This window comes from Flavobacterium sp. (genome assembly GCF_049240005.1).
Classification (GTDB): Bacteria; Bacteroidota; Bacteroidia; order Flavobacteriales; family Flavobacteriaceae; genus Flavobacterium.
Genome location: NZ_JBMLTK010000058.1, coordinates 80,339 through 93,920, shown reverse-complemented (window position 1 = coordinate 93,920; position 13,582 = coordinate 80,339). Strand labels below are relative to the sequence as shown.

General features: G+C 39.4%; 11 protein-coding genes. 6 read left to right on the top strand and 5 right to left on the bottom strand.

Features of this window, described 5'->3' with window-relative positions; genetic code table 11:
* Nucleotides 1–25 precede the first annotated feature (25 nt).
* Genes ACOVQQ_RS06095 through ACOVQQ_RS06085 form a run of 3 tightly spaced genes read right to left on the bottom strand, consistent with a single transcriptional unit; the run spans nt 26 to nt 2,030 of the window.
* On the bottom strand, nt 26–1,036 hold the full coding sequence (locus ACOVQQ_RS06095) for a hypothetical protein (RefSeq protein ID WP_421817407.1): 1,011 nt from the start codon (nt 1,034–1,036) through the stop codon (nt 26–28).
* Nucleotides 1,037–1,054: 18 nt separating this feature from the next.
* Nucleotides 1,055–1,456 (bottom strand): hypothetical protein, encoded by a 402-nt coding sequence (locus tag ACOVQQ_RS06090; RefSeq protein WP_421817406.1) that lies wholly within the window; start codon nt 1,454–1,456, stop codon nt 1,055–1,057.
* 19 nt (nt 1,457–1,475) lie between these two features.
* Nucleotides 1,476–2,030 carry a hypothetical protein gene (locus ACOVQQ_RS06085; protein ID WP_421817405.1) on the bottom strand — a complete coding sequence of 185 codons (555 nt, stop codon included), beginning with the start codon at nt 2,028–2,030 and terminating at the stop codon, nt 1,476–1,478.
* A 353-nt stretch (nt 2,031–2,383) separates the two neighbouring features.
* Here ACOVQQ_RS06085 and ACOVQQ_RS06080 point away from each other — a divergent pair, with 353 nt between their 5' ends.
* Both ACOVQQ_RS06080 and ACOVQQ_RS06075 read left to right on the top strand, forming a co-directional pair.
* Nucleotides 2,384–3,145 carry a LuxR C-terminal-related transcriptional regulator gene (locus ACOVQQ_RS06080; RefSeq protein ID WP_421817404.1) on the top strand — a complete coding sequence of 254 codons (762 nt, stop codon included), beginning with the start codon at nt 2,384–2,386 and terminating at the stop codon, nt 3,143–3,145.
* A gap of 938 nt (nt 3,146–4,083) precedes the next feature.
* The gene (locus tag ACOVQQ_RS06075) at nt 4,084–4,464 is read left to right on the top strand and encodes a lipocalin family protein (RefSeq protein ID WP_421817403.1); all 381 of its coding nucleotides are present in this window, start codon (nt 4,084–4,086) and stop codon (nt 4,462–4,464) included.
* A gap of 10 nt (nt 4,465–4,474) precedes the next feature.
* Here ACOVQQ_RS06075 and ACOVQQ_RS06070 read toward each other — a convergent pair whose 3' ends face one another.
* Together ACOVQQ_RS06070 and ACOVQQ_RS06065 are read right to left on the bottom strand one after the other, a co-directional pair.
* Nucleotides 4,475–5,317 (bottom strand): isoaspartyl peptidase/L-asparaginase, encoded by an 843-nt coding sequence (locus tag ACOVQQ_RS06070; RefSeq protein ID WP_421817402.1) that lies wholly within the window; start codon nt 5,315–5,317, stop codon nt 4,475–4,477.
* A 1-nt stretch (nt 5,318) separates the two neighbouring features.
* Entirely contained in the window at nt 5,319–6,215 is an 897-nt protein-coding gene (locus ACOVQQ_RS06065) for a cyanophycinase (RefSeq protein ID WP_298147478.1), read from the bottom strand.
* A gap of 252 nt (nt 6,216–6,467) precedes the next feature.
* Between ACOVQQ_RS06065 and cphA the strand changes: the two genes are divergently transcribed.
* The 4 genes from cphA to ACOVQQ_RS06045 all read left to right on the top strand — a co-directional run bounded on the left by cphA (nt 6,468) and on the right by ACOVQQ_RS06045 (nt 13,559).
* Nucleotides 6,468–9,092, top strand: coding sequence for a cyanophycin synthetase (cphA, locus tag ACOVQQ_RS06060; protein WP_421817401.1), 2,625 nt, complete (start codon nt 6,468–6,470; stop codon nt 9,090–9,092).
* On the top strand, nt 9,073–9,777 hold the full coding sequence (locus ACOVQQ_RS06055; RefSeq protein ID WP_421817400.1) for a hypothetical protein: 705 nt from the start codon (nt 9,073–9,075) through the stop codon (nt 9,775–9,777). The genes cphA and ACOVQQ_RS06055 overlap by 20 nt, the downstream gene beginning before the upstream one ends.
* A gap of 289 nt (nt 9,778–10,066) precedes the next feature.
* Nucleotides 10,067–12,184 (top strand): DPP IV N-terminal domain-containing protein, encoded by a 2,118-nt coding sequence (locus ACOVQQ_RS06050; RefSeq protein WP_421817399.1) that lies wholly within the window; start codon nt 10,067–10,069, stop codon nt 12,182–12,184.
* Between the two features lie 421 nt (nt 12,185–12,605).
* Nucleotides 12,606–13,559 carry an acetyl-CoA carboxylase carboxyltransferase subunit alpha gene (locus tag ACOVQQ_RS06045; protein ID WP_421817398.1) on the top strand — a complete coding sequence of 318 codons (954 nt, stop codon included), beginning with the start codon at nt 12,606–12,608 and terminating at the stop codon, nt 13,557–13,559.
* The last annotated feature ends 23 nt before the right edge of the window (nt 13,560–13,582 follow it).

Genomic DNA, 13,582 nt, shown 5'->3' with positions numbered 1-13,582 from the left:
ATTTTCTTGATAATGAATCATAAAATTAATCTTCGAAAGGATCTTTGTCATCAGAATCTAATTCTTTTAGTCGCTCGAATGCTTTTGCTAGTTTTTTTATCTCTTTGCTATATGTGCCTTCCAGATCATAAATTTTATCTCCATAATCTGCGTTTACTGGAAAATAAATTTCAACACTTGAATCAAGGTAATTGTTGGGATTAAAGTAAATTTGAAAAGTTTCGCTTGTTTTGCCTCCATTTAATTTATCATCCCAATATTTTATTCCATAAGAGTTATAATAGGCAAATTTTACTTTATAGGTGTGGATACTTTCGTCTACAAAATCCAATGGTCCACCTTTTGATGAAAAAAAACTAGTTTTAGATTTGAAAATATAGCTTTTACTCGAATAATCATAAGATAGTCCAAGGTTTATCTTTTTTGTATAATAGTAAGATTTACCACTCCTAGTATTAGAGGTGCCATAATGTATAACAAGAGGACTATCAAATCTAATCAGTTTATTGATATAATCAATAGTCTCTTCTCTAGTCAATTTTATCTTTTTCTCTTCTGCTGGAATTTGACTGAACAAATCATTCTCGGGTGTACACACTTGTTTTAAATGTCTAAAGGCTCTCGCTATTTTTTGAGCATCCGCATCAGTAGCAAAGGTAATGCCATAACCAGAAGAAACATTTAAACCATTAAAATGAACTAAAAACTTATAGGCTCTTATCCCGTCAGGATAATCTACTTTTTGTACTAAATCGAATATATTAAAATTAATACTGAATTTATTGTCATCAAATTTTTGATCTGTGAATAATTCTATTCTTCCAGTTTTGTCAATCTTTACATCTTTTAATACATATCCTTTTACTCTACTATATGAGTCTAAAGCTCCTGGGTACATAACCCTACCTTTTGTGTTTTTAATTATATAATCAACCGTTTGTTCAAAAGTGGGGTCTGTTTGCGCACTTAATTTGTTGATTCCAATTGTTGTAATTATTAATAATAAATAGACTAAAAAATGGTTTTGTTTTTTCATAATCATACAATTTAAAAATTATTGACCACTCACGCCAGAGGGTTTTCGGGTTGGGTTTTTAGGTGTTGGCATTTTGATCCATCTTAAGGTATATTTTTTTTTGAATGCCTCTATTTTGTTGTTTCTGCTTTCAACATCGGATGCATACCATTTTTCGTGGTTGGATTTCATCCAGTTAAAAGAAATCACATACGAACCTGGCGAAAGTTCTTGCCAGCTCATTTGATCTACAAAACCATTGCGCCACGCTTCATGATTGTTGAGGTTGTCAGGCACGGTTATTTGTTCTAGTTCAGTGATATAAACAATTTTATTGGTATTGTCTATGGCATAAAACCAAGCTTCTCCTTTGGCTTGCGCACTCACTGCACTACTCATTAACATTCCTACAAATAGGAATAGAATTTTGATTGTTTTCATTGGTTATCTCTTCAAATGTTTATTTTATTTCAATAGCTTCAGATTCTTTAAATCCTTTAAAATTGCATTGGTCATCATAAGGTTTGTTTACCCTTTTCGTATCTACACACCCTCTCAGAAACTCAAGCTGCTGTCTTATTTCTCCATTGGAAATCACTTTTTGCATAGGATAATTTTTGTCATGATCCCAATATGAGATTAGTCCATTGGATTCCGCTTTATTTACAGTATAAAATTCATTTGGAATAGTGTATTGTCCTGTAAACCCTTTAGGCATTTTAAAATGTAAATCGGTTGCTTTTCCAGTTTTAGTATCCGTATCATATTCATAAATAGGTAAATAAATCACGTAGCCGTAGCACAATTCGTGGGTGCAAAAGCCAGCACCTTCTTTGTTGATTCGTAAATGAATCTTGTAGAATACTTTGTTGCCCTCAACTTTTGTTTTTTCTAACCGAAATTGCACAGGCTTATCACCTCTAAGGTACAGCCATTCGCTGAAGTTGTTTTGCGCAGTCACGGTACCGCTTACTAACATTCCTACAAATAGGAATAGCATTTTGATTGTTTTCATTTTCAAATTAATTTAAATGTTTAGACATTGGACTCCGGTAGTTTTCAGATTTAATGTTTAGATGATATATACTGTTTTATATTAAAAGACTTTTCTTTAACCCTAAAATCAACAAACTGATCTAGATAAAAAACTATATAACAACCCATAAGAAAAAATAAACCGAGTGACTACAAATTTTAACACCAAACAGTTTTTAAATAATTACAAATTTTATACGTTGGTATTAAGATATAACAAACAAAGCCTTCGAATAAACGATTGTGAAATTATTGTTTAAATTTTTATATTAAGTCACTACTTGTAGTGATTTTTAATTGGCATTTTTTATGGAAAAATTGAAATTCGACGATATGAAAAAAACTTGGTACGAAATTGCTCGATATCAAGAGAAGCCAATGGATGTGAATTTTGAATTACAAATTCACAAAAAATTACTCGATATTTTTCAAGTTGGAGAATACTACTATTATATTTTCAACCCCGCAACAGCTTCGTTCGAGTATGTAAGCGATACTGTACGAAATGTGATGAAAGTAGAAAAAGCGACCGACTTTACGCCTCAGTACGTCTTTGAAAATATGCATCCGGATGACCAAAATCGTTTTCTAGCTCACGAACAAAAAGTATTAGAGTTTTTTAGCCATTTAACTCCTGAGCAGGTTTTGAAATATAAAGTGAGTTACGACTACAGAATGAAAACAACCGAGGGCAACTATAAATGGATACTTATGCAAACTGTAACAATTCAAACCGACGACTTTGGAGCTGTAATTCGAGTGATTGGAGTACAAACTGACATCTCACATTTAAAAACCAACAACCAACCCTCTGGTTTATCATTCATAGGTTTAGACGGTGAAAAATCATATTATAATGTACCTGTTAACGATATTATTTCAATAGAAAATACTGCAAATACAATCAACCTAACAAACCGAGAGAAAGAAGTTCTGAGGAAGATTGTAGAAGGCAAAACAAGTTCTCAAATTGCCGATAGCCTTTTTATTAGCATACACACCGTTAACAGCCACCGAAAAAAAATTTTACAAAAAACAGATAGTAAATCAATTAGCGAATTAATCATTAAAGTACTGAATTACAATTTATTATAATTTCACTTAGTTAAATCAAAATAATATCTATATCTTAAATACTTAAAAATAGCTTTGCCAAAGTAAAACCCTCCTTTTAACCTTATACGAAGTGTAAACTTCAATTAAAAAATAATCTGCACCACAGAGCCTTTCCGCTGCAAGCCATATTATCACTCAAAAACCTTTAGAAAACAGAATTCTTGACAAACTCGACAGTTTAGCCAAACTTACTGGAAGTGCGAACTAAAGCAAAAACCAGTACCAAACCTTATGTTCTCATTTTAAATTTGGTTGTATAGTCGGCAAAAGATTTTCTTGGATGCTGTACAACTTTTTTTGGCTCACAGAACTCACGGATTTGGCAAAATTCAAAACCTAATACCCTAAAAAATCGACAACTAATATTTTACTTAAATTAATGATTACAAGTATTTTAATCGAGGTAATATTGCAATATTACGTTTTCATTTTCACCAAGCCGAAAGGCCTTCTATTTCCCTTTTTTAAAAAACAAATAATAACTTTCCTCTCTTAATACTTAAATCTCAATACCTTCCGTCTTAATACTCACATCTTAATACTTGATACTTCCACCTTAATACTTTCCCTGTGTGAGCGGGCGCAATGGCATCCTTTTAAGCGTACGGAATTTCCACTAAATAGTTGCTTAAAAGATACAGTGGAGCACGCGACGGCGCCACTACTACGCGGCGAAGCCACCACTGCGCCGGCACACCCAAAAAATCTAAATGATCGCTGCAACCGCATTGTGATCTATACCAACCGAGATTTGAACTTCGCAACAACCCAATCTATAAAACCTTAATTATGAGCGATATAAAATAAAAATTGACACGACTTGAAACCTTCTATCAATATTATCCAAAAAAATACTGTTAAAATTGGCAACCTTTTAACAATCGTTGCGTCTAAAGGGTAACCAAGATAAACAAACTATGAAAAAATGGCTATTCGTTCTCGCTTGCGTTGCACTATTTAGTTGCGACGACGATGAAAATGCACCAATACAACAAGAGATTGTTGGTTTATGGCGTGTGGAAAGTGCGGTTATTTACGGCGATGTTGCAGCTATAGTTCCGTATGATTGTCAAGTTACTTTCAATCTGTCTAATCAAACGGTAACGTTCGACGAAGATTTTAACTTACCTGAGTTTTCGATTCCCGGTAATTCGTACGATATCACAGGAAATGGTGCTCAGCTCAACTTTAACAATAAAACTTTTCGGTATTATTTCGAAAACAACAAGTTAATTCTGAATAACAATCCGTCAAATCAGGATGCCAAACCTGTAATTACTTTAGGACGAATTGAATAAGCAAAATTAGCTAGTCAAAGATATCTTCTTCGATGCCGTCGAAAACAGCATAAACCATCTTCGGATGTGAATCTAAATGAAAGCTGTTTCCGCTGGCGTCTAAAACAATAGCTCCGGCAAAACCATCAAAAGCCTTTAATTCGTTGAAGGTTTTTTTTGTGGCTTCCTCCACCGAAAAACCGTCGGTTACACGAGTAACAATTTTTGCAGCAACCGCTCCGCTAACAATGTCTTCGCCAACTCCGGTTAAGCTAACGGCGGCAACAGAAGTAGCAAAATTACCAGCAACCGTAGCCGAATCGGAAATGCGACCGGGAATTTCAAAACCTTTTCCGCCGGTCGATGTCGCGGCTGCTAAGCGTCCGTTTGCATCTAAAGCCACGCAACCTACGGTGCCCAAACCTTTGCTTTTTAGTTTCGCTTCGTACTCGTTTCGACGTTGCGGAATTTCTGTTGAAAAAACCTCAAATCCTTTCTGGCGTGCATACCGCGTAGCCGGTTCTCCACCCAACACACGATCGTCTTCTTGCATCAGTACCAAGGCAACCTCAATCGGATTCTTCACTTCTTCGATATTAATAACACCGCTAAACTTCTGGGTTGTTCCGTCCATCAAAGAAGCGCTCATCCGAATTTTACCGTCGGCTTGAATTTGCGAACCAATTCCCGCATTAAACAACGGATCATCTTCCAACAACTTAACGGCAAAAACTACCGTTTCCACAGCCGAATGTGTTTGCAAATAATCGAAAGCTTTACGAACAATTTGCTGTAAAGCGGCTTGCTTGCGCTGTTTGGTTCCGTCGTCGGTAGCCGATTCTGAAAAAAAGCCTCCGTGAATAAGTACTTTCATATTAATCGACAGCTGGTCCTAAATCGGCAGCATATTGCGAATCGCGGATATGCATCTTATAGGTATTTAAATCAAAAGTATCGTTCATACTCATTACATGCGTCACCAAATGGTTGATCGAAATGGGTTGTCCGAGTTCTACTTGTGTCAAATTGGTGTCTTTTATTTCGCGTCCGTCAACAAGAATAACCAGTCCGCTTCCAATCGCTTCCATTTCCTTGTTATTCTTAATCAACAAGCCGGTATCTTCTCCCAGACCAATTCCCAGAACTTTCGGATTGCCCACGACAGCTTGAAACAGTCGGCCAATTCTACCTCGTTGTACAAAATGTGTATCGATAATTACTCCGTCAATCAGTCCTAATCCGCTGGTAATCTTCACTTCTCCTTTCAACAAAGCTTCTGAACTACTTCCTTGATAAATCATATTGTTCGACGCCGCTGCCGCTCCCGCTGAAGTTCCGGCATAGATAAAATCTTCATTTACGTATTTATCCAAAATGATTTCGTGCAAGGGCGTTCCTCCCAAAATTGATGTTAACCGCAATTGGTCGCCACCAGTAAACATCAAAACATCGGCGTTCTTAATACGTCGCAAAACATCTTCATCACTCGCCATTTCGCGCTTTTCGATATGCAAAACATCGACATTCGAAGCGCCTAAATATTGCAACGCTTTTACATATTCGGGTCCGATTTCACGCGGAATCTTTGAAGCTGTAGTAATCACTTCAACGCGACTATCGCTTTTGTGCTTCGACTCATTGATAATACGACGCAAAATTCCGGTTTCAAAAAAGTTTAAGTTGTTGGCAACGTTTTTATCGAAATCCGTTTCTGTAAAACTGCCTTTATCGACAGCCCCTCCAATTATGATTAATTTTCCTTTAATATCCATAGTCATTCGTGAACGGTAAAAGTAGAAAAATAGGGTTTTAAAAGATTTTGCAAATTGATTTTTTTACAATTATCTGGTAATCATGCAGTAAAATTGAAACAACAGAAGATTTTTAACTACAAACGAAGCAATTCCTATGAGAATTTTACGATGTAAGTTAGGAGTACTTTACTTTTTGGATAAAATTCCGTTAATTTAGAGCACTGAAGTGCTAAAGACACACTGCACCAAACTAACCAAAACTGTAGACATATGAAGATATTGAAAATTCAAGCGTTGCGAGGACCGAACATTTGGAGTGTTCAAAGAAAGAAACTCATTCAAATGCGTTTGGATTTGGAAGAAATGGAAGAATTTCCAACCAATAAAATCCCTGGATTTCGGGAACGTATTGAAAAGCTAATCCCAACTATGATTGAGCACCGTTGTTCTGAGGGAACACGCGGTGGTTTCTTTTCACGAATCGATCGCGGCACTTGGATGGGACACGTTATCGAACACATTGCGCTGGAAATTCAGACGCTGGCAGGTATGGAAACTGGTTTTGGAAGAACTCGCGAAACCAAAACGCCCGGGACATACAACGTAGTTTTTTCATATACCGAAGAAAACGTGGGTCTGTACGCCGCAGAAGCTTCAGTACGAATTGCCGAAGCTTTAATTGCAGGAACCGACTACAATATTGAAGCAGACATCCAAAAAATGAGAGAAATTAGAGAAAGGGTGCGACTTGGGCCTAGTACTGGGAGCATTGTGGAGGAAGCTGTTTCACGAGATATACCTTGGATTCGTCTAGGTACAAATTCCCTCGTACAGTTGGGATACGGCGTCAATCAAATGCGCTTTCAGGCCACGATAACTCAGAAAACAAGCCATATTGCCGTAGATATTGCCTGCAACAAGGAAGAAACCAAACGAATGCTCGAAATGGCCAGTATTCCTGTAGCTAGCGGCGCCATTTGTGTAGACGAAGAAGACCTACAAAACGTCATTAAAAAAATTGGTTATCCAATTGTCTTGAAACCGCTCGACGGAAACCACGGTAAAGGTGCGTCAATAAACGTAAAAACATACGAAGAAGCCGTTGCTGGTTTGGCTTTTGCACAGAAGTATTCGCGAAAAGTAATCGTTGAGAAATTCATATCGGGCTTCGATTTTCGGGTGTTGGTAATCGACAATAAACTAGTAGCGGCTGCCAAAAGAGTTCCTGCAAATGTGGTAGGAAATGGCGTTGATAGCATCGAAAAGCTTATTGAAGAAACGAATAAAGATCCGCGTCGCGGCTACGGACATGAAAACGTACTTACGCAAATAGACGTTGATCGCGATACGCTCGATTTACTAGAAAAACTCGGGTATACTTTGCAAACCGTACCGAAAAACGGCGAAATTGTGTATTTAAAATCGACTGCAAACCTTTCTACCGGAGGTACTTCAGTAGATGTTACCGATATGATGCACCCGGAAAACATTTTTCTAGCTGAGCGTATTTCCCGAGTAATTGGTTTAGATATCTGTGGAATCGATATTATGGCTGAAAATCTGACACAGCCATTAAAAGAAAACGGCGGTTGTATTTTGGAAGTGAACGCCGCTCCTGGATTCCGTATGCATTTGGCGCCCAGCGAAGGACTACCTAGAAACGTGGCGGCACCGGTAATTGATATGCTATATCCGCCTGGAAAACCCTCACGTATTCCCATCATTGCAATAACGGGTACCAATGGTAAAACAACTACGACACGCTTAATTGCACACATTGTTAAAAACAACGGATTTAAAGTTGGTTTCACTACATCGGATGGTATTTATATCCAAAACCACATGATGGAAAAAGGCGATACAACAGGACCGCTTTCTGCTGAATACATTTTAAAAGATCCAACGGTAGAGTTTGCTGTTTTGGAGACGGCGCGCGGTGGAATTCTGCGCAGCGGATTAGGCTTTAGCCGTTGCGACATTGCCATCATAACCAATATTCAAGAAGATCATTTGGGCTTAAACGATATTCACAACTTAGACGATTTGGCACGAGTGAAAAGTACGGTAGTTCGAAGTGTGAAAAAAGACGGTTGGGCTATTTTGAACGCCGACGATCCACAATGTGTGAAAATTGCGAATGAACTTAATTGCCAGATTGCCTGGTTTAGCATGGACGAAGATTCGGAACACGCGAAGCGATTGAGTAAAGAAGGAAAAATTGTGGCTGTTTACGAAAACGGATTTGTCACCATTAAAAAAGGGGAATGGAAGATTCGTGTAGAACGCGCCACTTTAGTTCCGCTGACCATGGGTGGAAAAGCAAAATTTATGATCGCGAACGTTTTGGCGGCAACGCTGGCAAGTTATCTGTGGGGATTCAAAACCGAAGACATCAGTTTATCGTTGCAAACTTTTATTCCGAGTGCCGCACAAACTCCTGGACGAATGAATATTTTCGACTTCAAGAAGTTTAAGGTTATGATCGACTTTGCACACAATCCAGCGGGATATCGCGGAGTAGAAGATTTTTTAAGTACTGTAGATGCTACCAAGAAAATTGGGATCATTGCAGGCGTTGGCGATCGTCGGGATGAAGATATTCGCGAATGCGCAACCATCGCAGCACGTATGTTCGACCATATCATTATTAGACAAGAAAAGCACTTGCGTGGAAGAACAGCAGAAGAAATCAACGGACTGATCTTGGAAGGAATTAACGCCGCCGGCAAAGTGGTGACCTACGAATTGATTGACAAAGAAGTTGAAGCCATACGACATGCAATAAACTCGGCAGCAGAAGGAAGCTTCATCACGGCTTTAAGTGATGTGGTGACCAATGCAATCGACATTGTACAGCAATATCTGGACAAAGAAAATGAGGACGGACGCGCATAACCGACCCATTCCGGAGCTGATTTCCTACAAACTGCTTCGGAAAATGGTGGGTTGCATCGGATTTTTATTACCGATTGTGCTGTATGTAGGAGTTATAGTCGAGAAACTTTGGCTAAACCGCACCGAACATTTAGGTTTGATTGAGAATTTGAATTTCTTTAAACCCGAAAGTTCGATAAGTTTTTACTATTACAGCATCATGGGAAATGTGTTTGTAGGCATGGTAACAGCAATTGCCATTTTTTTATTCGCCTATAAAGGACACGAAAAAGATCCGGACGATTTAATGTCGGATAACGTAGCTGGCAATTTTGGATGCGTTTTTGCACTTGGTGTAGCGTTTTTTCCTTGTAATTTTTGTCCCGAAGTGCAAACCAATTCTGGAACGATACACATTATTTGTGCGTTCTTGTTTTTTAGTACACTCGCCTATTTTTCGTTGGTGATTTTTACCAAATTTAAGAATGCTGTTACGCCTAAAAAGCTAATTCGAAACAAAATCTACAAGCGCTGCGGTTACACGATAATCGCAGCACTTGCTTTTTTAGCTCTTGAAATGATTCCCGCTGTGCACGAAATTACGGGCAATACCATCTATTTTTGGGCTTGGGAAGTAGTTGCACTCTGGGCATTTGCCTTTGCTTGGTTGGTTAAAGGCGATTATTTCAAACGATATGCCGATTAAATAAGTAGGCATCTAATGTGAGTTTGATGTAAAAATTGAAGTTAGAAATCGTTTAAATAGTTGATTACAAGGCGTATTTTATTTGGGATACCGAGGTATCTTAAAAAAATACAACGCCGTAAGCGACTGTTTAAATGCTTAGCTTTAAAAACGGTTTAGCAAAATTTTTCTGAAAACATCTAAAACCCTCGCTACAAGCGTTCTAACAAAAATTTTTGTATCGAACTCACGTTATATATCTTTACCGCATGTGCGCAAAAAACCAATACTCAATCTATTTTATAAAGAAATGAAATTTAAACAAGTCGTTTACTCTGCACTCTTTTTTATTTGTTTCACTGCAGTAGCTCAAAAAAAGCAACTCACTTTATCCGATGCGGTCATGCAGCAATTTCGCGCATATGCCGCCGATCGAGTCGACGGATTTCAATGGATTCCCGACAGCAATCAGTACAGTTTTACCAAAAATCGCTATTCGGAAATTCACTTAGGTTCAGAAGCAAACAGCAACACCAAAGTTTTAATCACGGTTAAAGAGTTTAATGAACTTTTCAAAACCGAATTGAGCAGCTTTTTCGGTTACCAATGGCAAGACGCCAAAACGCTGTTGCTTACAATCAAAAACGAATTTATCGCGGTTAATCCGCACACAAAAACGCTGGTTTCAAGAACCAAAATCAATGAGGCAGCCGAAAATGTGAGCAGTTCCAAAAACGGCTTGGTGTTTGCCTACACAAAAGGGAATAATTTGTTTGCACACATTGATAACAAGGAAGTTCAAATCACTGATTTTAATGCCGAAATTGTTTCAGGACAGGCTATTGCACGTTCGGAGTTTGGTATTTCAAACGGAATTTTTATCTCGCCCGACGCCAAATACATTGCTTTTTATCAGAAAAACGAAAGCGAGGTAGCGCAATATCCGTTGCTAGACATTACGTCGACGCCCGGAACCCTCAACAACATTCGCTATCCAATGGCCGGACAAAAAAGCGAAAAACCACGCGTGGGCATTTACAGTATTGAAAGCGGAAAAACCGTTTATGTGAGTCCGCGTGGTGCCACCGACGATTATTTGACCAACTTTGCTTGGACGCCCGACAGCAAAGCGTTTACCATTGCCGAAGTGAATCGCGCGCAGAACGCCATGCAATTGAACTTATACAGCGCAGCAGGTCAATTTCAACGTACCTTATTCACAGAAACCGACAACACTTGGGTCGAGCCTGAACATCCAGCGTATTTCCCCAATGCAAAAGAAAGTTCATTTATCTGGATTTCAGAACGCGACGGTTACAACAACCTGTATTTGTACGACTTAAACGGAAAATTGTTGCGAAAGCTTACGCAGAATTTGTTTCCAGTTATCACTATTCTTGGCGCAACGGCTAAAGAAATTTACTTCACGGCTACAGGCGAAAACGGAACAAATACTTTGGTTTATGCTGTTGATTTTAAAGGAAAACAACGATTGGTAACCAAGGACTTAGGTGTACATACCGCAAAACTTAACGAATTTACCGGAACGCTCTTCGATGAATATTCGAACCTCAATACACCGAATATTAGCCAAATATTACCCGTAAAAGGAAGCGCCACGAAACTAGTAGAAAGTCCCGACAAGCTTAAGGATGTAGCGATAGGAACCACCGAAATTGTACAGCTAAAAGCGGCCGATGGAAAAACCGATTTGTACGCCCGCTTAATCAAACCGTCTAATTTCGATGCTTCGAAAAAGTATCCCGTTTTGATTTACGTATATGGAGGTCCGCATGCGCAAATGGTTACCAACAGCTACCTCGCCGGCGCCAATTTATGGATGCATTGGTTGGCAGAGAAAGGCTACTTGGTATTTACGGTAGATAACCGCGGCTCCAGCAATCGCGGTGCTGCTTTCGAGCACGTTATTCACCGAAATTTAGGCACCAACGAACTTGCCGATCAATTGAGTGGCGTGGCGTATTTGAAATCGCTCCCCTACGTTGATGCTTCGCGCTTAGCGGTACACGGCTGGAGCTTTGGCGGATTTATGACCAATACCATGCTCTTGAAAGCACCAGACACGTTTAAAGTGGGTGTAGCTGGCGGACCCGTAACCGATTGGGCGTATTACGAAATCATGTATGGCGAACGCTATATGGATACACCGGCCGAAAATCCGGAAGGATACAAAACGGCTGCCCTACGCAATTATGTAAAAAATTTGAAAGGAAAACTTTTGTTGATTCACGGAACATCGGATGATGTGGTGGTTGAACAACACAATTTAGATTTGGTGAAAAATTTTGTGGAAGCTGGTGTACAAATTGACTACTTCCCCTACCCGATGCACAAACACAACGTGCGCGGTAAAGACCGAGTACATTTGATGGAGAAAGTGCTGAATTACGTTTTAGAAAACAACTAATGGTTTAACATAAGTTCAAAACCGGATTACGATAAAAAAACTGCGAATTACACGCAGTTTTTTTGTGGGTAATTTTAAGTGACAATTTATGGTTTGAACGCGCGTTTAAAAAACAGACGATGCGTTTTTGCACGAGTTTCGCAGCAGGGAATGACGCGGAAATGCCGTGAAGCTACAGCTGATTTTTGGTGTTGTGCAGCGTGCGACTAACAGAAGCGCCGCGAAGCAACTACCAAAAACAGCGGGAGCGAGCGCCATTGCAGCAAAATGCCCGACCCGCCGCAACCCGATTCCACTAAACGCGCGGCGGGTGCTGCCCGAATAATCCGAGAACGATTTATTAAATTTTGAAGTGGTGATTGCCCGTTTTTAATTTAAGGTTATCTTTGCCTTTCGAATATTAAGAAACCGTACTGCTACTATGGAATACTTAGATTTTGAGTTACCTATAAAAGAACTCGAAGAGCAATTGGATAAATGCCAAATTATAGGTCAAGAATCGAATGTTGATGTATCAACAACCTGCAAACAAATCGAAAAAAAGCTGGAGGAAACCAAGCGAAAAATATACAAAAACCTTACCGCATGGCAACGTGTACAACTGTCTAGACACCCGAACAGACCGTACACGATGGATCACGTTAAAGCACTTTGTGGCGACTCGTGGTTAGAGCTTTTTGGCGACCGAAATTTCAAAGACGACAAAGCCATGATTGGTGGTTTGGGAAAAATCGGCGGACAATCGTTTATGATTATCGGACAGCAGAAAGGATACAACACCAAAACACGTCAGTACCGCAATTTTGGTATGGCGAACCCAGAAGGTTACCGAAAGGCTTTGCGTTTGATGAAAATGGCGGAGAAATTCGGTTTGCCGGTGGTTTCGTTTATCGATACGCCAGGTGCCTATCCGGGTTTGGAAGCTGAAGAACGCGGACAAGGAGAAGCGATAGCGCGCAATATTTTTGAAATGATCCGTTTGAAAACGCCGATCATTGCCGTAATAGTTGGCGAAGGTGCTTCGGGCGGTGCGTTGGGCATTGGCGTGGGCGACCGCGTGTTGATGATGGAAAACACTTGGTATTCGGTGATTTCACCCGAATCGTGCTCGTCGATTCTTTGGAAAAGCTGGGACTACAAAGAACAAGCTGCAGAGGCTTTGAAACTGACATCGACCGACATGAAAAAGCAGAAATTGGTCGACGACGTGATTCCAGAACCACTTGGTGGCGCACACTTCGATCGCGAAACTGCATTCAAAACCGTGGAGCAATACATCCTTAAAAATTACAACGAACTTAAAGACTTATCAACAGCCGAACTTGTTGCCCAGAGAATGGATAAATACAGCAAGATGGGCGAGTTTAAGGAATAAAATCGTATAAACTCACTATTTTA